Genomic DNA, 25,864 nt, shown 5'->3' on the forward strand with positions numbered 1-25,864 from the left:
TTAATTGTATAGGCGTTTGGGATTCCCAAACGCTTTTACTTGTATTACGGAAATTACGGAGATTATAATGCTTACACTTTCCAGCAAGGATAATATTAATATTAAAAATACCGTAAAATTATTAAACAATGCAAAGTTCAGGCGTAAAACAGGACTTTTTGTCGCTGAGGGGTTGAGAGTTTGCTATGACGCGTTTTTAAGCGGAGCGGATATTGATACGGTCTTTGCAACTCAAGGCGCACTTGATAAACATCCCGAAAAAATAGGGGAGCTGTGCGAAAAATCAGACAGGGCTTTTATCGTTACAAACGATATTTTCAGCCATATCAGCGACACTCAAACTCCCCAGGGCGTACTCTGTGTGATAAAAACACTTGACAAAGTCACTGAGTTTGATAAAATAAAGAATGGCGGAAAATTCATTGCGCTCGAAAATATACAGGATCCCAACAATCTCGGAACGGTACTGCGTACCGCCGAGGCGTTCGGCGTTTCTGCGGTCGTAATGACCTCTGATTGCTGTGATATCTACAATCCCAAGGTTGTGCGCGGCAGTATGGGCGCGGTGTTCAGGCTACCTTTTTATACCGTGAGCGGTATTGCTCAGTTTCTTTCGGAAAATCCTGATTTAACTTCTTATGCCGCCGTGGTTGATAAAGACGCAGAGCCGATTACTAATATCAGCTTTGCAAAATCTTCTGTTGCCGTTATCGGCAATGAGGGCAACGGTCTTACTGAAAGTGCCGTTAACGCCTGCAATCATAAAATTACAATCCCTATGGGCGGAAAAGCCGAGTCGCTCAACGCCTCAGCCGCCGCTTCGATTATTATTTGGGAAATGGTAAAATGATTTCTAAAAACGCGCGATACTGGATTTGGATTACCTTAGCCTTAGGCTATAATACGGACAAAATCAATAAGCTTTATGAGCTGTACACCGACATCGCAGAGTTTTGCCTCGGCGGTGAAAAGGAGTGGCGCTTTTGCGGCGTGCTTTCTAACGGCGATATAAATAAGCTCAAGAGCATCAAAAAGAGTGAAGCCGATAAAATTATGAAGCGCTGCGAGGAGCTCGGATATTCGATAGTATGTATCGACGATTCCGTTTATCCCGAGTGTCTGCGCAACATTTACGCTTCGCCTGCGGTTTTGTATGTAAGCGGTAATCTGCCCGATATTGACAACACGCTGTCTATCGGCATTGTCGGTACGCGCAGGGCGTCGAATTACGGCACTCACAACGCCTATAAATTCGGCTACGCGCTCTCAAAGTGCGGCGTAATTACCGTGAGCGGAGGTGCGCTCGGCGTTGACTGCGCTTCTCACAGAGGTTCACTTGCCGCAAAGGGCAAGACTGTTTGTGTACTGGGCTGCGGTATAAACTATAATTATCTGCCCCAGAATAAGGATATGCGTGATGCTATCACAAATGACGGTGCGCTTATATCCGAATATCCGCCCGACACTCCGCCGATAGGCTATCAGTTCCCTGCGAGGAACAGGATTATCGCGGCGCTGTCAAACGGCGTTTTGATAATTGAGTCGGGCATTAAGAGCGGTTCGCTGATTACTGCAAACTACGCTCTTGAAATGGGCAAGGAGCTTTTTGCTCTGCTCGGAAACAACAGCCCTCAAAATGAGGGCTCCAACGCGAGGATAAAAGAAGGCACGGCGATACCTGTAACCGATTTTATGGATATTTTGTCTGCCTTTGATAATATATATTTGAAGGATGGGTATAAAGAAATCGACGAATTAAACTTTGCCGATATCGAGGAAATTCCCGTAAAAGGCATGGTTTATAAAAAGCCGTCAAATAATAACAAGGCGGATAAAACCGCCGAACCCGAACAAAAGCCCGTACATAAGCCTGATGTCAAGCTTAAGGGCGACTTAAAGAAGGTATATGAATTTTTATCTGCCGAGCCTGTTCACATTGACGTGATATCTAATCAGTTGTTCATTCCTGTGTTCAGGGTGTCGGTTGCGCTTACACAGCTCCAGATTATGGGGCTTGTTAAGGCGGAGCCCGGCAGAAGATTTGTTTTGAAATAGGAGGAAAATAATGTCAGATTTGGTAATTGTGGAGTCACCTGCCAAAGCAAAGACTATAAAAAAGTATCTCGGCAAGGACTACGAGGTTGTTGCTTCAATGGGACACGTGAGAGATTTGCCCAAGGCAAGGCTCAGCGTTGACATCAAAAACAACTTTGCACCGAAATACGATATTATTAAAGGAAAAGAAAAGCTCGTTAAGGAGCTTAAATCTCTCGCTGAGAACAGCGATAACGTTTACCTCGCAACCGACCCCGATCGCGAGGGTGAAGCTATTTCATGGCACTTGGCATATATTCTCGGACTTCCCGATGACTATTGCAGACGCGTTGAGTTTAACGAGATTACAAAGTCCGGCGTGCAGAACGGAATGTCAAATCCACGCGCAATCAATACCGACCTTGTAAACGCTCAGCAGGCAAGGCGTATTCTCGACCGCCTTGTGGGATATAAGCTCAGTCCGTTTATCTCGCAGAAAATCCGCAGAGGACTTTCCGCAGGACGAGTTCAGTCGGTAGCTCTGAGAATTATTGTTGACAGAGAGAACGAAATCAGAAAGTTCAAGCCCGAGGAATACTGGACGGTTGACGCGAAGTTTATCCCCAAGGGCAGCAGAAAAGCCTTTTCGGCTTCGCTGTATTCCGATAAAAACGGAAAGATTAAAATTCAAAACGCCGAACAGGCTGATAAAATAGAAGCTGATTTAGAAGGCGCGGATTATGTTGTTACCAAGGTTAAGCACGGTACGCGCAAAAAATCTCCTGCACCGCCGTTTATCACTTCAACATTACAGCAGGAAGCATCAAGAAAGCTTGGCTTCCAGTCGCGCCGTACAATGAAGGTCGCGCAGGAGCTGTACGAAGGTGTTGATATTGAGGGAATGGGCGCAACCGGTCTTATAACCTATATGAGAACCGACTCACTCAGAATTTCAAACGTAGCCATTGACGAGGTTACAAAGTACATCGAACAGGCTTACGGCAGCGAGTATTTGCCTGCAAAGCCGAGATTTTTTAAGTCGCGTAAAAACGCTCAGGACGGTCACGAAGCTATCAGACCTTCAATGCCGAGCCTTGAGCCAGACAAGATAAAGTCGAGTCTTACGCTTGACCAGTATAAGCTCTACAAGCTGATTTGGAGCCGCTTTACCGCTTCCCAAATGGCTGAGTGCGTTCAAAAGACCACTCAGGCAGACATCGAAGCAAACGGCTACACCTTTAAGGCTTCGGGCTATTATGTGTCTTTCCCGGGCTTTACCGCTCTTTATGTTGAGGGTAAGGACGAGGCGGAGGAGAAGTCCTCGCAGCTTCCCGAGCTTGAAAAGGATATGCCGGTAAGGCTTAAGGAGCTTAAAAAGAACCAGCACTTCACCCAGCCGCCTGCGCGTTATACCGAAGCTTCGCTTATTAAAACGCTCGAGGAGTACGGTATCGGCAGACCTTCAACCTACGCCGCAACAATCACCACTCTGACAAGCCGTGAGTATGTTAAGCGTGAAGCCAAAACCCTTGTTCCGACCGAGCTCGGTGAGGTTATAACAAAGCTTCTCAAGGAGCGTTTCCCGAACATCGTAAATGTCAAGTTCACTGCCGAAATGGAGGAGGAGCTTGACAGCGTAGAAAACGGCGACGTTAAATGGGATGAGCTTTTGGCTGAATTCTACTCCGACTTTGAGCAGACGTTAAAAGACGCTAAATCCGAAATGGAAGGCGTTAAGCTGAAGCTCAAAGAGGACGAAACCGATATTGTCTGCGAAAAGTGCGGACGTAAAATGGTTGTTAAGGTTGGCAGATACGGCAAGTTTATTGCTTGTCCGGGATACCCCGACTGTAAAAATATTAAGAAATACGTTGAAAAAACAGGTACAGTTTGCCCCAAGTGCGGCGGAGATATCATTGTGAAGCACACAAAGACCAAGAGGATTTTCTACGGCTGCTCAAATTATCCCGAGTGCGATTTCGTAAGCTGGAACGAGCCGACCAATGAGAAATGTCCTCAGTGCGGAGAGGTGCTCTACAAAAAGAAGGGCAAAAAGCCCACATTGTTCTGCGCAAAAGAGGGCTGCGGCTATACCCAAACTCAAAAAACGGAAGATAAGTAATGTATATTAATGTTATAGGCGCAGGTCTTGCAGGCTGCGAGGCGGCAATGCAGATTGCCAAACGCGGCTATGAGGTTCATCTTTATGAAATGAAGCCGAAAAAGAAAACCCCTGCGCATAAATCCGACCTGTTCGGAGAGCTCGTTTGCTCCAATTCGCTGAAGGCTAAAAGGCTCGAAAGCGCCGCAGGTCTGCTTAAGGAAGAAATGCGCGTCCTCGGTTCATTCTTAATGGAATGTGCCGACAAGTGCGCTGTACCTGCAGGCGGAGCCTTGGCGGTTGACAGAGAGATTTTTGCCGGACTTGTCACCGACGGAATTAACGCAGAACCGAATATTAAGGTTTACAGCGAGGAACTAATGGAAATTCCCGACGACGCGATTACGATTGTCGCGACAGGACCGCTGACCTCCGACGGACTTGCTAAGGATATAGAAAAGCACTTTGGCGGTTCGCTGTCATTCTTTGACGCTGCCGCTCCGATTGTCACCGCGGAGAGCGTTGATATGGAGTACGCGTTTACAGCCTCGCGATATGACCGCGGAGGCGACGACGATTATATCAACTGTCCGATGAACAAAGAGGAGTACGAGAACTTTTATAACGAGCTTGTCTCGGCAGAACGTGCGCCGCTCCACGACTTTGACGTAAATAATCCAAAGGTTTACGAGGGGTGTATGCCCGTTGAGGTTATGGCTCAGCGCGGAGAGGGTACTTTGAGATTTGGCCCTATGAAGCCGGTAGGCTTGGTTAACCCAAAGACAGGTCACAGACCGTGGGCGGTATTGCAACTCAGAAAAGAAAACTCGGCAGGTACAATGTACAACCTTGTCGGCTTCCAGACAAATCTGAAATTTCCGGAGCAAAAGCGTGTATTTTCGCTTATTCCGGCACTTCACAAGGCTGACTTTGTACGCTACGGTGTAATGCACCGCAACACGTTTATTTGCTCGCCGAAGATTTTGAACTCTGATTTTTCTGTAAAAGAAAATAACAGGTTATTTTTTGCAGGTCAAATCACAGGCGTAGAAGGCTATATGGAGAGCGCTTCCGCAGGAATAATGGCAGGAATTAACGCTTGCAGAGTATTAGAGGGCAAATCAACGCTTACTCTGCCGAACGATACTATGATTGGAGCGCTGTCGTTGTATATTTCCGATCCTACGGTTAAGAAGTTTCAGCCGATGGGCGCAAACTTCGGTGTACTGCCTGAGCTTGAAAACAGACCGAGAGATAAAAAAGAGAGGGGCGCGGCATACTCCCAAAGAGCGCTTGACTCGCTTAATAAATATTTAAGGGATATTGGTGAATGATATGAAAATTATTGTAGACGCCTTTGGCGGCGACAACGCACCGCTTGAAATCATCAAGGGCTGCGAGAAGTCTGTTCGGGAGCTCGGCGCAAATATCATTCTTACGGGTAACGAAAAAATTATCCGCGAGACTGCCGAAAAAAACAGCATTTCTTTGGATAATATCGAGATTGAGGATTGCAGCGAGGTTATCACTATGGACGATAAAGCCGACGCGGTTCTCAAAACAAAAAAGGACAGCTCAATGGCTGTCGGCTTAAGACTGCTTAACGAGGGCAGGGGAGATGCGTTTATCAGCGCAGGCAACAGCGGAGCGCTGTGCGTCGGCGCGACAATCGCGGTTAAAAGAATTAAGGGTATCAAACGCCCTGCGTTTGCTCCTGTTCTTCCTTCATCAACCGGCTTTTTTATGATTCTCGACGGCGGAGCAAATGTTGACTGCCGTCCCGAAATGCTCTACCAGTTTGCGGTTATGGGCTCGGTATATATGGAAAAGGTTATGAAGATTAAGTCGCCCAGAGTTGCGCTTGCCAATGTCGGCACCGAGGAGCACAAGGGTAACGAGCTTTATCAGGAGACCTACAAGCTCCTAAAGGAAAGTCCGCTCAACTTTATCGGTAATGTTGAGGGAAGGGATATTCCCGAGGGCGTTTGCGATGTTGTAGTATGCGACGGCTTTACCGGCAACCTTATTCTAAAAACCTACGAGGGCGTTGCAATTACCCTTATGAAGAAGATGAAGCATATGTTTGCGGACAGCGTAAAGGGTAAGCTCGCGGCTGCGCTTGTTATGAAGGACTTAAAAGAGCTTAAAACCAAGTTTAACTACAACGCCTATGGCGGAGCGCCTATTTTGGGCTGTTCGAAGCCTGTATTTAAGGCTCACGGCGACTCAAAGGCAGTTACGCTGATGAACGCCGTTAAGCTTTCTATGGAATACGTAGAGGCTGAGGCGATTAAAGAAATATCATCCTCACTGTAAACGGAGATATAAAATGACAGAATTAGAAGCAAAAATCGGTTACCGGTTTAGGAATATTGAGCTTATGAACGAGGCGCTTACTCATTCGAGCTACGCCAACGAGCATAAGGCTCAGCATGTTAAATATAATGAACGTCTGGAGTTTTTGGGCGACGCGGTTTTGTCGATTGTAGTCAGTGACTACATCTTTCAGAACTGTCCCGACTTACCCGAGGGCGGTCTCACAAAGCTGAGAGCCTCGCTTGTCTGCGAAAAGTCACTCTATGAGTTTGCAAAGCAGATTGATTTGGGCAAGTACCTTGTTCTCAGCAAGGGTGAGCGCAACAACGGCGGAGCGGAAAGACCGTCAATCCTTTCAGATGCGTTCGAGGCGTTAATCGCCGCAATTTATATTGACGGCGGAATTCAGCCTGCTTCTATGCACATTCTGAGCTTTGTAATCCCTGCGATTAAGAACCAGAAAAAACAGCGCGTTAAGGATTACAAAACCACCTTGCAGGAAATTGTTCAGCAAAATCCCGGCGAAAAGCTGCAATACGTTCTCGTTGACGAGAGCGGCCCCGACCACAACAAGCACTTTGTTGTAGAGGTTCACCTTAACAGCAATGTTATAGGCAAGGGCGGCGGAAAAAGCAAAAAAGAGGCTGAACAGCAGGCGGCAAGAGAAGCCTTGGAGCTGATGGGTTATTAAACACGCTAATATTTCTATTTTTATACCGCACAACGGCTGTCCTCACAAGTGCAGCTTTTGCAATCAAAAAAGCATTACAGGACAGGCTTATCAGCCGACAGGCGAGGATGTAAAAACCACCTTGACCAAAGCCGTTTCCGACTTGGGAGATAGAGCTAAGGAAACTGAAATTGCGTTTTTCGGAGGAAGCTTTACAGCAATCGACAGGCAGTATATGCTTGAACTGCTCACAGCCGCAAAGCCTTTTACGGAAGTTTTTAAGGGTATAAGGATTTCGACGCGGCCGGATTGTATTGACGATGAGGTGCTCACGCTTTTAAAAGAGTACGGCGTTACTTCAATCGAGCTCGGAGCGCAGTCAATGGATAATTCTGTATTAGAATTAAACAAACGCGGTCACAAGGCAGAGGACGTTGTTTACGCTTCAAAGCGGATTAAGGAATTCGGCTTTTCACTCGGCTTGCAGATGATGACGGGCTTGTACGGATCGGATTTTGACAAGGACATTAAAACGGCGGAGAGCTTTATCGCGCTTAAACCCGACACTGTGCGGATTTACCCGACTGTAATTATGAAGAACACCGATTTGGCTGATTTTTATCACTCGGGCAAGTTTGTACCGTATACGCTCGATGAAAGTGTGGAACTCTGCTCAAGGCTGATTTTGATGTTTGAGCGCGACGGGATAAGCATAATCAGGCTCGGTTTGCATTACTCCGACAGCCTTGTTGATGACAGTCTCGGTGATAATTATCATCCTGCATTTAAGGAACTGTGCGAGTCAAAAATATTTTATAATTCTTTTATAGAACAAACATCAAATTTATCATCAAAAAAATTTGATGTATTTATAAATCAAAGGTCGCTGTCAAAGTTTTTGGGACAAAAGAAGAGCAATATCAAAAAGCTTAACGCTTTGGGATATGAGCTTACCGTGAATTTTGACAACGAACTTTCTAAGTATGAGTTAAAATTAGGGGAAGTAAGATGAGATTAAAATCTCTGGAGGTTCAGGGCTTTAAGACCTTTCCGGATAAAACTAAATTATCCTTTGAGCAGGGCATAACCTCTGTCGTAGGCCCTAACGGTTCGGGTAAGAGTAACATAAGCGACGCCATTCGCTGGGTTTTGGGCGAACAGTCGCCTAAAAGCCTTCGCTGCTCCAAGATGGAGGACGTTGTTTTCAACGGAACCGATACGCGTAAGCGCACAGGCTATGCTGAGGTTACTCTGAACATTGACAATAAAGACCGCTTTCTCGACTTTGACGGCGACGAAATTGCCGTTACAAGGCGCTATTACCGTAGCGGAGAGAGCGAATATCTAATAAATAAAGCGGCTGTAAGGCTTAAGGACGTAAACGAACTGTTTATGGATACGGGACTCGGTCGTGACGGTTATTCGATGATCGGTCAGGGTAAAATCGACAGCATTGTGTCCTCAAAAAGTGAGGACAGGCGAGAGATTTTCGAAGAAGCCGCAGGTATTTCGCGCTACCGTTACCGCAAAATTGACGCGGAGCGTAAGCTTAAGAATACCGAGGACAATCTGCTAAGACTGCGCGACATAGTAACCGAGCTTGAAGAGCGCGTAGGGCCGCTTAAAAAGCAGAGCGAAAAGGCTCAGCAGTTTTTGAAGTATTCCGAGGAAAAGCGCGGACTTGAAATTGCTCTTTGGCTTATCTCTCTCGATAAAAGTCAGGATAACCTAAAGGTTCAGGACGAGAAAATCTCTATTGCACGTAATCAGTATGAAGAAGCAGAGCAGGCGCTTGCCGAGATTCAGTCCGAGACCGAGGAAATATACCAAAAGAACGGCGAGCTTTCAGCAAAGGCGGATTCGCTTAGAGCTGAAATTTCAAAGCTTGATTCCGATATTGCAGAGAAAAAGTCGCTTATCTCCGTCGCTGAGAACGACATTCTCCACCATAATGAGAACATCGAGCGAATTAAGGGCGAAATTGAGCGAGCCGATGATGATATGTCAAAGCTCGAGCAGAGCATTAACGATAAACAAAAGAAGATAACAACTCTCGACGCGGAAATTACAGGCAAGCAAAAGCTGTATTCCAAAGTATCTGAGGAGTTAAATGTAATTAACCTCGATTCAAGCAAGAGCGGAGACGAGCTCCAGAGCTTAACCGCTGAGCTGTCAACGCTTACCACTCAGTCTGCCGACGCGAGAGTAATTGATATGACTGCTGACACGGGTATCGCGGAGCTCGAACAGAGAAAAGATACTCTTACACAGACTGTTGAGGATAAAACAACACAGCTTAACGAGCTTGTAGATTTACAGGCACAGTATATAAAAGATATTAAATCCGCAAAGGACGACATTAAGTCGTTTGAAAATTCAATTGAGGGTTTAAGCCTGAAGCTTGAATCAAGGGATAAAAAACGTGCTCAGTTAAAGTCTGAAAGCGAAAAGCAAAGCCTCGATTTGAGAGAGCACCAGAGGAAAATCGACTTTCTCGAAAACCTCGAGCGCAACCTTGAAGGTTTTTCAAAGAGCGTTAAGTCGGTAGTAAATGCCTCTAAAAACGGACGGTTAAAGGGTATCTGCGGACCTGTTTCAAGGGTTATTTCCGTTCCTTCGGAGTATGCTGTTTCTATTGAAACCGCCTTAGGCGCTGCTATGCAGAACATTGTTGTTGAGACCGACGAGGACGCAAAGCAGGCTATACGCTTCCTAAAAAGTACAGACGGCGGACGCGCGACCTTCCTGCCGATTAACACAATTAAGCCGAGAGAGCTCAAGGAAAACGGACTTGACGATTGTTATGGTTTTGTCGGTATTGCCTCAGAGCTTTGCTCGTGCGATAAAAAGTATGCTAATATTCTGTCCTCACTTTTGGGCAGAATTGTAATTGCAGATGACCTAAACAGCGCGGCTTCAATCGCAAAAAGATATTCATACCGCTTTAAGGTAGTAACCCTTGACGGCCAGGTTGTCAACGCAGGCGGTTCGCTGACGGGCGGCTCACAGCTAAGAAACACAGGTGTTTTGAGCCGTCAGGCTGATATCAAAAAGTTAAAGGCACAGACAGACAAGCTTATTGCAAAGGTTAAGGAAGCCGAAACACTCAGCGAACAGATCAACCGCGAATGTGCTTCGATTGAAGCTGATTTGCTCGGCTACCGTGCCGATTTGTCAAATAAACAGCAGGATTTGGTAAGGCTTGAAGCCGAAAAACGCGCCTGCGATAATGAGATTAACAATACCCAGACGGCAATTTCGGACTCTGAGCAGGAGCTTGCCGACTGCACCGAAAAGATAAACGGCTTTAAGGAAAGTCAAAAGAACGCAAAGGCTCAGCTTGCCGAGTTGAACGTGAAAATTGCGGAGATTGACGAGAAGGTTAATTCCGTCACAGGAAACCGCGCCGAGCTTACCCAAAAGCGTGAGGAGCTTACCGTTAAGCTACAGAATATTCGCCTTGAAATCGTAACCGCGCAAAAGGATATTGACGCGCTCAACGCAGAGATTGTTTTTGCGCGTAACACAGGCTCGGGTAACGACAAACGCAAAGCGATGATGTTCGCACAGATTGAGGACGTTGAAAAAACGATTGCTGAAATTAAAGCGAATATCGAGCAGTATCAAAACGATATTGCGGTTCTTGAAAATACACAAAAGTCAATCAATGAGCAGATTGAGGCTATTTCCGCTCAGCGCGAGCTTTTTGAAAAGCGCAGTGTTGAGATTAGAAATGTTGAGCGCGATAAAAATAACGAGCGCGAGGTCTCAGGCAGAGAGCTTGCGCGACTTGAAGAACGCAAAATCAACATTCAAAAGGAATACGACAATATTATTTCAAAGCTTTGGGACGAGTACGAGCTTACAAAGCGTGAGGCTGAAAAAACTGCGATTGAAATTGAGGACAACGCAAAAGCTCAGTCAAGGCTAAACGAGCTTAAGCGCAGTATTAAAAACCTCGGCAGCGTTAACGTCAGCGCAATTGAGGAGTACAAGGAAGTTTCCGAGCGTTACGAGTTTATGAGCGCTCAGGTTGCTGATGTTGAGAAGTCAAAGAACGAGATTGAAAAGCTGATTGTTACTCTTACAAAGCAGATGAAAGAAGTCTTTGTAGAGAGCTTCGACCAAATCAACAGCAACTTTACACGCACGTTTAAGGAGCTGTTCGGGGGCGGTACGGCTTCACTGTCACTGTCGGAGCCCGAAAACATCCTTACCAGCGGTATTGATATTATCGTTCATCCGCCCGGCAAAATCGTTGTCCACCTTGACGCTCTTTCGGGAGGAGAAAAGGCGCTTGTCGCAATCGCTTTGTACTTTGCGATTATGAAGGTAAGACCTGCTCCGTTCTGCGTAATGGATGAGATTGAAGCGGCGCTTGACGATGTAAACGTATTCCGCTTTGCAAGCTATCTGCGCAGAATGACCGAAAAAACTCAGTTTATTCTCATCACCCATAGGCGCGGTACAATGGAAGAAGCAGACGTTTTGTACGGTGTAACTATGCAGGACGAAGGAATTTCCAAGCTTCTTGAGCTTCGCTCGACCGAGGTGGCTTCAAAGCTTGGTATAGAAACAAAATAAAGGAACATTATTATGGGATTATTCAGTAAAATCAGAGACGGATTAAAAAAGACCAGAACCGCTGTTGTAGGTCAGATTGACTCAATGCTCGGTTCGTTTACAAAAATTGACGACGAGCTTTATGAGGAGCTTGAAGAACTCCTTGTTATGGGCGATGTAGGCGTTAGAACCGCCGAGAAAATCGTCGATGAGCTCAAAGTAAGAGTAAAGAAAGAGGGAATAACAGATCCTTCGCATATTCATATTTTGCTTGAAGCGATTATTATCGAAATGCTTTCGGGCGGTGAGGAACTCGATATCTCAACTCAGCCGTCGATTATTCTTGTTATCGGCGTAAACGGCGTGGGTAAGACCACAACCATCGGCAAGCTTGCAAAGCAGCTTACCCTCGAGGGCAAAAAGGTAATTTTGGCTGCGGCGGACACCTTCCGCGCGGCGGCTATTGACCAGCTTGACGTTTGGGCAAGACGCTCGGGCTGCGAGATTGTAAAGCAGGGAGAGGGCAGCGATCCTGCGGCTGTAATATTTGACGCAATCGCTGCTGCAAAGGCGCGAGGCGCGGACGTTATTATCTGCGATACCGCAGGACGTCTTCACAACAAAAAGCACCTTATGGACGAGCTGGCAAAGATTAACAGAGTAATCGACCGGGAGCTGCCCGACGGCGCAAAGGAAAAGCTCCTTGTGCTTGACGCTACAACCGGTCAAAACGCCGTTAATCAGGCGGAGCAGTTCAGAGAGGCAACAGGAATTACAGGTATAGTTCTTACAAAGCTTGACGGCACTGCCAAGGGCGGCGTTGTGCTCGCAATCAAGGACGGCTTGGGCATCCCCGTAAAATATATCGGCGTAGGCGAGCAGATTGACGATTTACAGCCCTTTAACGCCGAAGAATTCACCAAAGCACTTTTCGCAAAATCGGAGTAATTTTAATGAAGTTTATCATAGCAACCAATAACGCAAAAAAACTTGTTGAGCTTGAAAGAATATTAAATCCCCTCGGAATTGAGGCGGTTTCCGCAAAGGAAGCCGGAGTTGTGCTCGACGAGGTAGAGGAAACAGGAAAAACCTTTTGGGAGAACGCATTTATTAAGGCAAACGCGGCTTTCCAAAAGACAGGTATGCCGGCAGTAGCAGACGACAGTGGAATCTGCGTTGACGCGCTCGACGGCAGACCGGGTATTTATTCAGCCCGTTACAGTCCCGAGGACTGCTTTAACGACGAACAGCGCACTGCAAAAATCCTTGAAGAATTGCAGGGAGTTCCCGATGAAAAGCGCGGAGCGCATTACACCTGCGCAATTTGCTGTATTTTGCCCGACGGCAGAAAGATTGAGATTGAAGAAACCTGCGAGGGCAAAATCGGACACAGCTTTGTCGGCGACGGCGGCTTCGGCTACGATCCTATCTTTGTTTACGGCGATAAGACCTTTGCTCAGCTTTCCGCGGAGGAAAAGGACAAGGTAAGTCACCGCGGCAAGGCTTTAAGAATGCTCAAGCAAGAGCTTGAAAATGAATTTTCGTAAGAGGTAATTTTATGTTAACAAGCAAACAACGCGCGTATCTCAGAGGACTTGCCAACACCATGGAGACTATCCTGATTATCGGCAAGGGTGAGATTACCGACAATATTATTATGCAGGCTGACACCGCGCTCACCGCAAGGGAGTTAATCAAGGCAAAGGTTCTTGAAACAAGCGCTTATTCATCGCGCGAGGCGGCGGATATGATTGCCGAAAAATGCGGCGCGGATGTGGTTCAGGTTATCGGTTCAAAGTTTGTGCTTTACCGTATGAACCCTGACGAGCCGAAAATCACCCTGCCAAAAGCTAAAAAAAGATGAGCAAAATCGGCGTTTACGGCGGAACGTTTAACCCCATCCACCTTGGGCATATAAGGCTCGGTAAGGCGGTTCTTGACGAGCTGAAGCTCGATAAAATTCTTTATATTCCCGACAACACCCCTCCGCACAAGGTCAGTAACGATTTGGCGAGCGGTAAGGACAGGCTAAATATGCTTGACATTTCATTGAAGGATTATCCTCAAATGGAATCGTGCGATATTGAGCTAAAACGTCAGGGGAAAAGCTACACGTATCAAACTCTGCTCGAATTAAAAGAGCTTTATAAAAACGACGAGTTGTTTTTGATAACAGGCGCTGATATGTTTTTAACGCTCGATAAATGGAAAAAGCCTGAGATTATCTTTGATACGGCGTCAATTATCGGTGTGCCGAGGGTAGAGCAGGATTTTGAAAAGATGAAAGCCTATGCCGACGAAGTGTTAAAACCGATGAACGCAAAAACCGTTATTCTGTCGCACACGGTTTTTGACACCGCTTCATCTACATTTGTAAGAGAAAACATCAGCGATTTTCAAAAGATAAAGGAAATGATTACACCTGAAGTTTTCAGGTATATAACAGATAATAAACTATATCGGAAGTGATTTGATGGAACGCACCGATTATAAAAAAATAATTAGAGAGCTTATGGGCGATTACCGCTATAATCACAGCGTGAATGTTGCGGACGAAGCTGTTAAACTTGCCGAGCTTTACGGTTGTGATGTGGAAAAAGCCTACACCGCGGGAATTTTGCACGATATCACAAAGGAAGTTCCGAAGGATGAGCAGTTGCAAATTATCGAGAGCGGTGGTATAATCTTAGACGATGTTCAAAAAGGCGCGCCTAAGCTTTGGCACGCTGTTAGCGGAAGCGTGTATGTTCAGACCAAACTCGGAATTACCGATATTGATATAATTAATGCTATTCGTTATCATACGACAGGCAGGGCTAATATGAGCCTGCTTGAAAAGATTATCTATACCGCTGACTATACCGCAAAGGGAAGGGATTACAGCGGAGTTGAGGTTATGCGCCAGCTTTCGCGCAAAAGTCTTGAGGACGCGATGATTTTTAGCTATCAATTTACCTTCAACAAGCTGTCGTCGCTCGAAAATCCCATTCATCCCGACGAGCTTTTCGGATATAACGACATCGTTTTACAAAGAAACAGAAAGGATTAATATATGACTTCTTATGATACCGCGATTGCGGCGGCTAAGGCAATAAGCGGAAAAATCGGACTTGATATTCAGGTTATCGAGATTACCGATATTTCGGTGCTTGCCGACTATATGGTTATCGCTACAGGTAACAGCTCAACCCACGTTAAGGCGCTTGCCGACGAGGTTGAGTATCAGCTTGACAAGGCAGGCGTTTCTGTCAGCCATATCGAGGGCTACCGCTCAAACAGCTGGATTTTGCTCGACTATATCGACGTAATCGTAAATGTCTTTTCAGAGGAAGCAAGGCAGTTTTATGACCTTGACAGACTTTGGCAGGACGGCAAGCCTGTTGACCTAACCGGCGTAGTTGACTAATAAATAATCATTCTCTTGGAGGGATTAAATTGAAATATAATCACAAATCGGTCGAACCTAAATGGCAGAAAATTTGGGAAGAAAAGGGCGTTTTCCACGCTGATGAAAAAAGCGATAAAGAAAAGTTTTACGCTTTAATCGAGTTCCCTTATCCTTCGGGACAGGGACTACACGTAGGACATCCGCGTCCTTACACAGCGCTTGATACCGTAGCGAGAAAGCGCAGACTTCAGGGCTACAACGTTCTTTATCCTATCGGATGGGATGCGTTCGGTCTGCCCACTGAAAACTACGCTATAAAAAATCACATTCACCCCGAGATTGTAACAAAGAACAATATCGCGCGTTTCAAAAAGCAGATTCAGTCCTTGGGTATTTCCTTTGACTGGAGCAGAGAGGTCAACACAACAGATCCCGACTACTACAAGTGGACTCAGTGGATTTTTATTCAGCTCTTTAAGCACGGACTTGCCTATAAGAAGGAAATGAACGTTAACTGGTGTACCTCGTGTAAGTGCGTTCTCGCTAACGAGGAAGTTGTCAACGGCGTGTGCGAGCGCTGCGGCAGCGAGGTTGTACACAGAGTTAAATCTCAGTGGATGCTCAAAATCACCGAGTATGCCGACAGACTTATTAACGACCTTGATTTGGTTGATTATCCCGACAGAGTTAAGGCTCAGCAGAGAAACTGGATTGGCAGAAGCACAGGCGCAGAGGTTGATTTTACCACAACCACAGGCGATACTCTGACAATCTATACCACCAGAGCCGACACGCTTTACGGTGCTACATATATGGTAATTTCTCCTGAGCATCCGCTTATTGAAAAGTGGGCGGACAAGCTCGGCAATATGGACGAAATCCGCGCTTATCAGGAGGCTGCGGCACGTAAGTCCGACTTTGAGCGTACAGAGGTTGCCAAGGATAAAACAGGCGTTCTGCTCGACGGTGTTAGGGCGATTAACCCTGTTAACAATACCGAAATTCCGATTTTTATTTCGGACTATGTTCTCGTTTCTTACGGTACAGGCGCTATTATGGCTGTACCTGCTCACGATACACGTGACTGGGAGTTTGCAAAGAAGTTCAATCTCCCGATTATCGAGGTTGTAAAGGGCGGCAACGTACAGGAAGAAGCGTTCACCGATTGCGCAACCGGTATTATGGTGAACTCAGGTATGCTCGACGGTCTTACTGTTGACGAGGCTAAGGTTAAGATTATTGACTGGCTTACCAAAGACGGAAAAGGTCACTCTAAAGTAAACTATAAGCTACGCGACTGGGTATTCTCACGTCAGCGTTACTGGGGCGAGCCTATCCCGATTGTTCACTGCGACAAGTGCGGATATGTTCCGATTGACGAGAACGAGCTTCCGCTTAAGCTGCCTATGGTAGAGTCCTACGAGCCTACCGACAACGGCGAGTCTCCGCTTGCTAAGATGACAGACTGGATTACCACAAAGTGTCCCAAGTGCGGCGGCACTGCTCACAGAGAGACCGACACCATGCCTCAGTGGGCAGGTTCATCGTGGTATTTCCTGAGATATATGGATCCCCACAACAGTGAAGCTTTAGCTTCAAAAGAGGCGCTTAATTACTGGTCGCCCGTAGACTGGTACAACGGCGGAATGGAGCACACAACGCTTCACCTGCTTTACAGCCGTTTCTGGCACAAGTTCCTCTATGACATCGGCGTTGTTCCCACAAAGGAGCCGTATGCAAAGCGTACTTCTCACGGAATGATTCTCGGTGAGAACGGCGAAAAAATGAGTAAGTCAAGGGGTAACGTTGTAAATCCCGACGACATTGTTAACGAGTACGGCGCCGACACAATGCGCCTTTACGAGATGTTCATCGGTGACTTTGAAAAGGCCGCTCCGTGGAGTCAGGCTAGCATCCGCGGCTGCCGCAGATTTGTTGAGCGTTACTGGAACTTACAGAACAACCTCATCGACGGCGACAAAATCCGTCCCGAGCTTGAAAGTGCGTTCCACAAGACAATCAAGAAGGTCGGCGAGGATATCGAGAATATCAAGTTCAACACCGCAATCGCCGCTCTTATGGCGCTTATCAACGATATTTCAAACATTAAGTCAATCAACAAAGAGGAGCTGAGAATTTTCTCAATCCTGCTCAATCCGTTTGCGCCTCACGTTACCGAGGAAGTTTACGAAGCTTGCAAGTTAGGCGACGGAATCCTTGCGGAAGCAAAGTGGCCTGAGTATGACGAGAGCAAGTGCGTGGACGATACCGTTGAGATTGTAGTTCAGGTTAACGGCAAAATCAAGGCAAAGCTCAATGTGCCCGTTGACGCTTCAAAGGACGAGTTGCTCACATTCGCTAAGGCTGACGAAAAGGTTCAGGCGGCTACCGACGGAATGAACATTATTAAAGAAATTGTCGTTCCCAAAAAGCTCGTAAATATTGTTGTAAAGCCATAAAATGATTTAATATCAAAAATTTTTCTAAAATTCTACATTTCTATTGACTTTTTTAGCAACATATTGTATAATAGCTAATGCAAATTATGCAAAGTACCCATGCCATATGGCAGATGGGAGGGAAGATAGATGGCAGAAATTAGATTAAAAGAGAATGAATCTCTTGAAAGCGCTTTGAGAAGATTCAAAAAGCAGTGTGCCAGAGCTGGCGTTATTGCTGAGGTTCGCAAGAGAGAAGCTTATGAAAAGCCCTCTGTAAAGCGTAAGAAAAAATCTGAAGCAGCTCGCAAACGCAAATACAGGTAACCAATATGCGGACAGTGTATGCTGTCCGCTTTTGATTTTGCTTAAATATCAGGGGTGTATATTATGAAAAAAATTATTGTTATGCTCGGTCCTAACCTCAATATGGTAGGCATTCGTGAAAAGGGCGTTTACGGCGCCGAGACAGCCGAGAGCATTGAAGCTCAAATCAAGGAGTATGCAAAGGACAAGGGCTTTGACTGTGATGTGTTCCAGTCAAACCACGAGGGCGATTTGATTGACAAAATCCATTCAACCTTGGGAGAATATGACGGCGCAGCAATTAACGCAGGAGCGCTTACTCACTACAGCTACGCTCTGCGCGACGCTATTGCCTGCGTAAATATCCCTTATGTTGAGGTGCATATGTCGAATATCCACGCGCGTGAGGAGTTCAGGCACAAGTCGGTAATTGCCCCTGTCTGCATTGGACAGATTGCTGGCTTCGGAAAGCTCAGCTACTTTTTGGCAATTGATGCGTTAAAGGAGCTTACACGTGACAAGGCTTGATAAACTAAAGGGCTTTATAAAAAATAAAGATGAAGCCCTGCTTATTACAAATGAAGTTAATATCGGCTACTTTTCGGGATTTTTCCACAGCGAGGGTTATTTGCTTGTAACAGGCGAAAACAGTTACCTTATTGTCGATTTCCGTTACGCCGAGGCGGCTGAGAAAAAGTCAAGCGGCTGTAAGGTTGTTATGTACAGCAAGCTGTCGCAGGATTTGCTTGACATTCTCACTAAAGAGGGGATAAACAGCGTAACCTTTGAAGCCGACAGTATTACGGTTTCTCGCTTTGAGTTTTTCAAAAAGTTCCTAGCTCAGCATAATATCGACTGCTTTGCAGACCAAAAGCTGTGCAAGCATATTGCCGACATACGAATAATCAAGGACAGCTCGGAGATAGAAAAAATACAAAAGGCTCAAAATATTGCCGAAAAGGCGTACCTTGAAGTATTAAACTACGTTAAGCCCGGAGTTACCGAAAAGGAAATTTCCGCACGGCTTGAATATTTGATGAACATTTACGGTGCTGAGTGCAAGTCGTTTGACTTAATTACAATCACCGGTAAAAAGACCTCGCTTCCGCACGGCGTGCCGTCTGACGGTATTGTTAAGGAAGGCGACTTCTTTATCTTTGACTTCGGCGCGGTATATGAGGGCTATCACAGCGACACCACCCGAACCGTCGCAGTAAAGTACGCTACGGACAAGATGACTGAGATTTATAATATCGTATTAAAGGCTCAGCTTGCCGCGCTTGAAAAGATTAAACCCGGTGTAAAATGCAGCGAGGTTGACAAAACCGCGAGAGATATTATCTCGGAACACGGTTACGGTAAGTTTTTCGGTCACGCAACAGGTCACGGAGTAGGGCTTGATATTCACGAAGCGCCTACAGTATCGCCAAGGGGAGAAATAACCTTAAAAAGCGGTATGGTAATCACCGATGAACCCGGAATTTACCTGCCGAATGAGTTCGGCGTAAGGATTGAAGATATGCTCTGCGTGACTGATGAAGGATGCAAAAACTTTGTTTCTTTGCCCAAAGAGCTTATAATTGTTTAAAGTACTTGCATTTTCAGTTAAAATTTAGTATAATAAGATGAAGTAATTTTACGGAATAGTTATATTTCTGTAAAAGAAATATCAGGAGGTAATTAGAATGATTTCAGCAGGTGATTTCAGAAACGGCGTAACATTCGAAATGGATGGACAGGTTGTTTCCATAATCGAATTCCAGCACGTAAAACCCGGTAAAGGCGCTGCGTTTGTAAGAACAAAAATCAGAAACGTTATTACAGGTGCGGTAGTTGAAAAGACCTTTAACCCCAACGATAAATATCCCACAGCTTTCATCGAGAGAAAGGATATGGAGTACAGCTACAACGACGGCGACCTTTATTACTTTATGGACACCGAGACCTGGGAGCAGATTCCGATTAACAAGAGCGTTCTCGGTGACAGCTTTAAGTTCGTTAAGGAGAATATGGTTTGCAAAATTCTCTCCTACAAGGGCAATGTTTTCGGCGTAGAGCCGCCCAACTTTGTAGAGCTCGAGGTTACTAAGACCGATCCCGGCTTTAAGGGCGACACAGCTACAAACGCCACTAAGCCCGCTACACTCGAGACTGGTGCCGAGATCAAGGTTCCGCTCTTCATCGACGAGGGCGAGGTTATCCAGATTGATACCAGAACCGGCGAGTACATGGGCAGAGCATAAGAGGTTTTTAATATGACAATTACTGAAAAAATAGCTTATATCAAAGGCCTTGCAGAAGGTCTTGCGCTTGATCAAAGCAAGCCCGAGGTTAAGGTAATTAACGCTATTGTCGATTTGCTTGACGATATTGCTTACGACCTTACCGATATGGAGGAGCTCTATGATGAGCTTGCCGACCAGGTTGACGAGATTGACGAGGATTTGTCCGAGGTTGAGTCTGAGCTGTACGATGACGACGTTGAGTATGACGAGTATGACGACGAGGATAATCCTTTTTACGAGGTAACCTGCGGTGCTTGCGGAGAGAAAATCAATGTTTCAGAGGACGTTCTGCTTGAGGGCGAGATTGAGTGTCCCAACTGCGGCGAGCTTTTGGAGTTTGATTTTTCCGGTCTTTTTGATGACGAAGCAGACGAATGTAATCAGAGCTGCGAGGGTTGCTCGGGCTGTGATGAAAAGATTGATGACAAGGCTGAAGAAAAGGCTGACGACGCCGATAAAGAGGCTGAAAAAAAATAAAATATCACTTAACATCACCTCTCGTGTATTATGTACGAGGGGTGATTTTTTGCTTTACAGACGGACAAAACGCCGTTCGGGGCTTGCGGTACTAAGACTGTACTGCGTGATAATCGCGGCGGCTATGCTTATTGTTTTTGCTGTTCGTGCGTTTGAGGGAAAGGCGTCGGATTTTTCTCAGGATTACATAGTGAACTTTGCAGGTCAGATTACGACCGACGCGCTGTCCGACGCAGTGCAGAATACTCTAAATGAGCTTGATTATGATTACGGTGATTTTGCCGTTGTAAAATACTCAGGTGACGGCAGTGTGAAATCAATCGAGACTAACTCAAAGAATATCAATATTTTCAAGGCGGCTGTTACAAAGTCCGCTCAGGATGAGGTCGCGAAAATAAAGCACTCAAAAATGGAAATACCGCTCGGCGCGTTTACGGGATTGACCTTATTGTCAAACCTCGGTCCTCAAATTCCATTGACCTTTTGCCTGACGGGAAACTTCAATTCCAGGATCGAGAGTACATTTGAAAGCGCCGGAATCAACCAGACAATTCACCACATACGCCTAATAATTTCCTCGCATATTGTGACAGCTTCTGTCGACCACAGCGGTGAAATGACCTTCGACACGGATTACGAGCTTGCTCAGTCGGTAATCGTAGGGGAGATTCCCACAACATATGGTGGTAATCGGTTGGTGTATTAATACATTTTTTCAAAATATTGTGATAAAACGGTGATAAGTTATTGAAATGCCTTCCAATCTGTGATATAATACTTTGGATAATAGATAAAATGGGTTAGGAGGCGTTTATTTGGCTGTTAACACTGTTAAGTCCGATAAACTGTCTGAAAAACAAATTGAATATATGAAGCTTATCTCCGAAATTATGGAGATTCGCAAGCGCGGCGAAAAACCGCTCGCGTTCGTCCGCACATACGGTTGTCAGCAAAATGTCGCCGACAGCGAGAAGATTAAGGGTATGCTCAGCAAATCGGGCTTTGATTTTACGGAAGAACCCGAAAATGCCGACTTTATTCTTTTCAACACCTGCGCTGTCAGGGAGCATGCCGAGGACAGAGTTTTCGGCAACGTCGGAGCGCTAAAGAATATCAAGCGCAGACATCCGCAGATTTTAATAGCTCTTTGCGGCTGTATGATGGAGCAGGAGCATGTTGCAAACCGAATTTACAAGAGCTTTCCGTTTGTAGGGCTAGTGTTCGGCACTCACTCGCTTCACCATTTTCCCGAGCTTATGTACAGCTCGCTCGTAAACGGCAAGCGTGTTTTTGAGCGCGGCAACGATGATAAAAAGATTTACGAGGGAATTCCGACCCACCGTGACGGTAACTTCAAGGGCTGGCTCCCGATTATGTACGGCTGTAACAACTTCTGTACATACTGCGTTGTTCCGTATGTAAGGGGAAGAGAAAGAAGCCGAGAAAAGGATGTTATCGTTTCCGAAGCGCGCGATATGATTTTAAGCGGCTACAAGGATATTACCCTGCTCGGTCAAAACGTAAATTCCTACGGCAAAACGCTTGAAAACCCCGTCAGCTTTGCTCAGCTCATCTCGGAGATTGACAGCATCGACGGCGATTACTGGTTGAGGTTTATGACATCCCATCCAAAGGACTGTTCAAAAGAGCTGATTGATGCTATTGCTCAGTCGAAGCATATTTCTAAGCACCTGCATTTGCCGTTCCAAAGCGGTTCGGACAGGATATTAAAGGCGATGAACCGCCACTACGACCGCAAAAAGTATCTTGATATTATCTCATACGCCAAGGAGAAAATCGAGAACGTTTCGCTCACAAGCGATATAATTGTCGGCTTCCCGGGAGAAACATACGAGGACTTTAAGGAGACTTTATCGCTTATTCGCGAGGTTGAGTTTACGTCTTTATTTACTTTTATTTTCTCTCCCAGAGCGGGAACTCCTGCCGAGAAAATGGACGATCCAATCTCTGCCGAGGAAAAATCCAAGTGGTTCCAAGAGCTGCTTGACGTTCAGGAGGAAATCGCCGCCAAGCGCTGTTCCTCTATGGTCGGCAAGACCGAAAAGGTGCTCATTGAGAGCGTAAAAGAAAAAACAGGTGAATTAAACGCCCGTACAAGCGGCAATATAATTGTAGAGCTTAACGGCGATAAAGATTTGATAGGCACATTCCAAAATGCAAAAATCACAAGCGCCCGAAACTGGATATTAAAGGGCGAGCTTGTTTAGAATTAAAACACGGAGGTATATTTATGGACACAATAGCACTTGCAAGAGAATTAGGAAAAGCAATTCAGCAGGAGGAGGCTTACATTAAGCTGCACAAGGTTCAGAGCGAAGCCGACGCTGACGCAGAGCTTCAGAACCTTATCGGTCAGTTTAATATCGTAAGACTTTCTATTAACGAGGAAGCTCAGAAAAAGGACAGAGATCAGGACAAGCTCAACAAGCTCAACACAGATATGCGCGAGGTTTACTCACAGATTATGTCCAACGAGCATATGATTGCATATAACGAGGCTAAGGGCGAGTTTGATAAGGTAATCAATCGCGTTAACGCTATTATTTCTCAGAGCTCAGAGGGCGGAGATCCCGAGACTGCCGATTACGATGAGAACTGCACAGGCAGCTGCTCAACCTGCGGCGGCTGCGGCTGATTAATTCACTGGAAATTTTTGAAAGGAGTGTAGGCTAATGGCTCAGTTATCCCCGATGATGCAGCAGTATTTTGAAATTAAAGAAGCCAACAAGGATTGTATTTTGTTTTACCGTCTCGGTGATTTTTACGAGATGTTTTACGACGACGCCTTGACTGCTTCACGTGAGCTTGAGCTTACACTTACAGGTAGGGACTGCGGTCAGGAGGAACGCGCTCCGATGTGCGGAGTTCCGTTCCACAGCTGCGAGGGCTATATCGCAAAGCTTGTATCACGCGGCTACAAGGTTGCAATCTGCGAGCAGACCGAGGATCCAAAAGCCGCCAAGGGACTTGTTAAGCGCGACGTTATCCGCGTAATCACCCCCGGTACGGTTATGGAGCAGAGTATGCTCGAGGAAGGCAAGAATAACTATATCTGCTGTCTGTATTCTTCGGATAAGACTATCGGCGTATGCTTTTGCGATATTTCTACAGGAGAATTAAACGCTACCGAAATAAGCGGTAAGGATAGCTACAATAAACTGATAAATCAGCTTTCAAGCTATTCTCCCAAGGAAATTCTGCTCGGCGGAAAGATTATCGAGATTAAACAACTCCCGGGCTTTATTAAACAAAAGCTTTCCGCAGGCGTTGAACTGCTCGAGGACGAAAAGTTCGGATTTACTCTTTGCTCAAAGACCGCTTCAAATCATTTCGGTAATGAGTTTGATAAAATTAAGGACAAGCCCGACGTTATCTGCGCGGTAGGCGCTTTGATTAATTACCTCAAAGAAACCCAGATGAACGGTCTTGAGCGCATTAATCAGATTGACACCTATTCCGAATCGCAGTATATGAAGCTCGATTACAACACCCAGCGCAATTTGGAGCTTACTCAAACTATGCTCAGCAAAGAAAAACGCGGTTCGCTGCTTTGGGTAATCGACAAGACAAAGACGGCGATGGGCAAGAGACTTATCCGCTCTTGGCTTGAACATCCGTTGATGAATATTTCGACAATCAACAACCGTCAGAGCGCTGTTGAGGAGCTTGTCAACAATACGGTTCCCCGTTTGGAGCTAACCGAGAATTTATCCGGCATTTTCGACATCGACAGACTTATGACAAAGATTGTCTACGGCTCTGCGAATGCGAGGGATTTGCGTTCTCTCTGCTCAGCCGTAAAGGATTTACCGCAAATTTCATCCTTTTTAAGCGAGTGCAAGGCATCGCATTTGAGGATGATTTATAAAAATATTGACCTGCTCGAGGATATTCACTCGCTTATCGACAGCGCCATTGTCGAACAGCCGCCCTTTACAATCAGGGAAGGCGGAATGATTAAACAGGGCTATAACTCCGACCTTGACGTTATCAACAATGATATGAATAACTCAAAGGATATCCTTGCTCAGATTGAAACCGAGCAAAAGGAGCTTACGGGAATTCCCAAGCTAAGGGTTGGATATAACAGAGTTTTCGGCTACTATATTGAGGTTACTAATTCCTATAAAAATATGGTTCCCGATACATACATCCGTAAACAAACTCTTACAAACTGCGAGCGTTACATCACCCCCGACCTTAAAGAGGTTGAGGCGAGAATTTTAGGGGCAAAGGACCGTTCGGTAGCGCTTGAATTTAAGCTCTTTGAAGAAATCAGGCTGAAGGTTGCCGACAGCTTGGAGAGAATTCAGAGAACCTCAAAGGCTATTGCGACTTTGGACGTGCTTAACTCCTTTGCGAATGTCGCTTCCGACAACCGCTATGTACGTCCCGATGTTACACAATCGACGGCGATTAAGATTAAGGACTCGCGCCATCCTGTTGTTGAGCTTTTGCTTAAGAACGCTTCGTTTGTTCCGAACGACGTTAACCTTGACAACAAATCCGACCGCGTGGCGATTATCACCGGCCCGAATATGGCAGGTAAGTCTACATATATGCGCCAGATTGCATTAATTGTTTTGATGGCGCAAATCGGAAGCTTTGTTCCTGCTTCATCCGCTCAAATCGGAATTGTGGACAGCATTTTTACAAGGGTAGGCGCTTCCGATGATTTGGCTTCGGGACAGTCAACCTTTATGGTGGAGATGAACGAAGTCGCGAATATCGTCAAGAGCGCGACTTCAAGAAGTCTGCTTATCTTGGATGAAATCGGCAGAGGTACCTCGACCTTTGACGGTATGAGCATAGCGCGTGCTGTGCTCGAATACTGCGCCGACAAAAAGAAACTCGGAGCAAAGACCTTGTTCGCAACTCACTATCACGAGCTCACGGTTATGGAAGATTTGCTCGACGGCGTTAAAAACTACAGCATTGCCGTTAAAAAGCGCGGTGACGACATCACCTTCCTGCGCAGGATTGTTCCCGGCGGAGCCGACGACAGCTACGGTATTGAGGTTGCAAAGCTCGCAGGTGTGCCGAATACGATTATCGGCAGGGCAAAGGAAATTTTAGCCGAGCTCGAAAGCGGCAGGGCAGAGACCGTTGTTAAAAAGTCAAACCCCGACGAGGACGCACAGCTCTCAATTTTGGGAGTTGCGCAAAGTCCGGTTATTGATAAAATTAAAAACGTTGACCTCAACACCTTAACCCCGATTGAGGCGATGAACTTACTATATGAACTTAAGAATATGATATAAAGGC

At 45.9% G+C, this 25,864-nt stretch carries 24 protein-coding genes; all 24 read left to right on the forward strand.

The features are described from left to right. Positions 1-67: 67 nt before the first annotated feature. On the forward strand, positions 68-850 hold the full coding sequence (locus tag AB1I50_RS00560; protein ID WP_407724278.1) for a TrmH family RNA methyltransferase: 783 nt from the start codon (positions 68-70) through the stop codon (positions 848-850). Further along, complete coding sequence (gene dprA / locus AB1I50_RS00565) at positions 847-2,055, forward strand: DNA-processing protein DprA (protein ID WP_407724279.1); 1,209 nt, start codon at positions 847-849, stop codon at positions 2,053-2,055. Before AB1I50_RS00560 ends, dprA begins: the two co-directional genes overlap by 4 nt. Before the next feature lie 10 nt (positions 2,056-2,065). Beyond that, complete coding sequence (gene topA, locus AB1I50_RS00570; RefSeq protein WP_407724280.1) at positions 2,066-4,156, forward strand: type I DNA topoisomerase; 2,091 nt, start codon at positions 2,066-2,068, stop codon at positions 4,154-4,156. Next, positions 4,156-5,469, forward strand: a complete 1,314-nt coding sequence (trmFO, locus tag AB1I50_RS00575; RefSeq protein WP_407724281.1) for a methylenetetrahydrofolate--tRNA-(uracil(54)-C(5))-methyltransferase (FADH(2)-oxidizing) TrmFO — start codon at positions 4,156-4,158, stop codon at positions 5,467-5,469. The genes topA and trmFO overlap by 1 nt, the downstream gene beginning before the upstream one ends. Before the next feature lies 1 nt (position 5,470). Next, positions 5,471-6,451, forward strand: coding sequence for a phosphate acyltransferase PlsX (gene plsX / locus AB1I50_RS00580; protein ID WP_407724282.1), 981 nt, complete (start codon positions 5,471-5,473; stop codon positions 6,449-6,451). A 13-nt stretch (positions 6,452-6,464) separates the two neighbouring features. Further along, positions 6,465-7,142 (forward strand): ribonuclease III, encoded by a 678-nt coding sequence (rnc, locus tag AB1I50_RS00585; protein ID WP_407724283.1) that lies wholly within the window; start codon positions 6,465-6,467, stop codon positions 7,140-7,142. A 22-nt stretch (positions 7,143-7,164) separates the two neighbouring features. Then, a complete protein-coding gene (locus AB1I50_RS00590; RefSeq protein ID WP_407725349.1) occupies positions 7,165-8,133 on the forward strand; it encodes an elongator complex protein 3 in 969 nt (322 codons plus the stop codon). Next, positions 8,130-11,705, forward strand: coding sequence for a chromosome segregation protein SMC (gene smc / locus AB1I50_RS00595; protein ID WP_407724284.1), 3,576 nt, complete (start codon positions 8,130-8,132; stop codon positions 11,703-11,705). The genes AB1I50_RS00590 and smc overlap by 4 nt, the downstream gene beginning before the upstream one ends. 12 nt (positions 11,706-11,717) lie before the next feature. Further along, complete coding sequence (ftsY, locus tag AB1I50_RS00600) at positions 11,718-12,632, forward strand: signal recognition particle-docking protein FtsY (RefSeq protein ID WP_407724285.1); 915 nt, start codon at positions 11,718-11,720, stop codon at positions 12,630-12,632. 5 nt (positions 12,633-12,637) lie between these two features. Next, positions 12,638-13,231, forward strand: coding sequence for an RdgB/HAM1 family non-canonical purine NTP pyrophosphatase (gene rdgB / locus AB1I50_RS00605; RefSeq protein WP_407724286.1), 594 nt, complete (start codon positions 12,638-12,640; stop codon positions 13,229-13,231). A gap of 11 nt (positions 13,232-13,242) precedes the next feature. Then, positions 13,243-13,548, forward strand: a complete 306-nt coding sequence (locus tag AB1I50_RS00610; protein WP_407724287.1) for a YhbY family RNA-binding protein — start codon at positions 13,243-13,245, stop codon at positions 13,546-13,548. After that, on the forward strand, positions 13,545-14,153 hold the full coding sequence (gene nadD / locus AB1I50_RS00615) for a nicotinate-nucleotide adenylyltransferase (RefSeq protein ID WP_407724288.1): 609 nt from the start codon (positions 13,545-13,547) through the stop codon (positions 14,151-14,153). The genes AB1I50_RS00610 and nadD overlap by 4 nt, the downstream gene beginning before the upstream one ends. Before the next feature lie 4 nt (positions 14,154-14,157). Then, positions 14,158-14,733: a bis(5'-nucleosyl)-tetraphosphatase (symmetrical) YqeK gene (yqeK, locus tag AB1I50_RS00620; protein WP_407724289.1), complete on the forward strand. Its 576-nt coding sequence runs from the start codon at positions 14,158-14,160 to the stop codon at positions 14,731-14,733. Between the two features lie 3 nt (positions 14,734-14,736). Next, on the forward strand, positions 14,737-15,090 hold the full coding sequence (gene rsfS / locus AB1I50_RS00625; RefSeq protein ID WP_407724290.1) for a ribosome silencing factor: 354 nt from the start codon (positions 14,737-14,739) through the stop codon (positions 15,088-15,090). A 29-nt stretch (positions 15,091-15,119) separates the two neighbouring features. Beyond that, positions 15,120-17,531, forward strand: coding sequence for a leucine--tRNA ligase (gene leuS, locus AB1I50_RS00630; protein WP_407724291.1), 2,412 nt, complete (start codon positions 15,120-15,122; stop codon positions 17,529-17,531). Positions 17,532-17,660: 129 nt separating this feature from the next. Continuing rightward, positions 17,661-17,837, forward strand: a complete 177-nt coding sequence (rpsU, locus tag AB1I50_RS00635; protein ID WP_015523801.1) for a 30S ribosomal protein S21 — start codon at positions 17,661-17,663, stop codon at positions 17,835-17,837. Positions 17,838-17,900: 63 nt separating this feature from the next. Beyond that, positions 17,901-18,344, forward strand: coding sequence for a type II 3-dehydroquinate dehydratase (gene aroQ / locus AB1I50_RS00640; RefSeq protein WP_407724292.1), 444 nt, complete (start codon positions 17,901-17,903; stop codon positions 18,342-18,344). After that, positions 18,331-19,404, forward strand: coding sequence for an aminopeptidase P family protein (locus tag AB1I50_RS00645; RefSeq protein WP_407724293.1), 1,074 nt, complete (start codon positions 18,331-18,333; stop codon positions 19,402-19,404). Before aroQ ends, AB1I50_RS00645 begins: the two co-directional genes overlap by 14 nt. 97 nt (positions 19,405-19,501) lie before the next feature. Next, a complete protein-coding gene (gene efp, locus AB1I50_RS00650; RefSeq protein ID WP_407724294.1) occupies positions 19,502-20,059 on the forward strand; it encodes an elongation factor P in 558 nt (185 codons plus the stop codon). A gap of 12 nt (positions 20,060-20,071) precedes the next feature. Continuing rightward, positions 20,072-20,578 (forward strand): CD1247 N-terminal domain-containing protein, encoded by a 507-nt coding sequence (locus tag AB1I50_RS00655; protein WP_407724295.1) that lies wholly within the window; start codon positions 20,072-20,074, stop codon positions 20,576-20,578. A 49-nt stretch (positions 20,579-20,627) separates the two neighbouring features. Next, the gene (locus AB1I50_RS00660) at positions 20,628-21,284 is read left to right on the forward strand and encodes a sporulation protein YunB (protein WP_407724296.1); all 657 of its coding nucleotides are present in this window, start codon (positions 20,628-20,630) and stop codon (positions 21,282-21,284) included. 109 nt (positions 21,285-21,393) lie between these two features. After that, on the forward strand, positions 21,394-22,806 hold the full coding sequence (gene miaB, locus AB1I50_RS00665; protein ID WP_407724297.1) for a tRNA (N6-isopentenyl adenosine(37)-C2)-methylthiotransferase MiaB: 1,413 nt from the start codon (positions 21,394-21,396) through the stop codon (positions 22,804-22,806). A 23-nt stretch (positions 22,807-22,829) separates the two neighbouring features. After that, complete coding sequence (locus AB1I50_RS00670; RefSeq protein ID WP_407724298.1) at positions 22,830-23,234, forward strand: YlbF/YmcA family competence regulator; 405 nt, start codon at positions 22,830-22,832, stop codon at positions 23,232-23,234. A gap of 37 nt (positions 23,235-23,271) precedes the next feature. After that, positions 23,272-25,860: a DNA mismatch repair protein MutS gene (mutS, locus tag AB1I50_RS00675; protein WP_407724299.1), complete on the forward strand. Its 2,589-nt coding sequence runs from the start codon at positions 23,272-23,274 to the stop codon at positions 25,858-25,860. Positions 25,861-25,864: the final 4 nt, after the last annotated feature.

This window comes from Ruminococcus sp. NATIVEDY161, from assembly GCF_045819895.1.
GTDB lineage: Bacteria > Bacillota > Clostridia > Oscillospirales > Acutalibacteraceae > Ruminococcoides.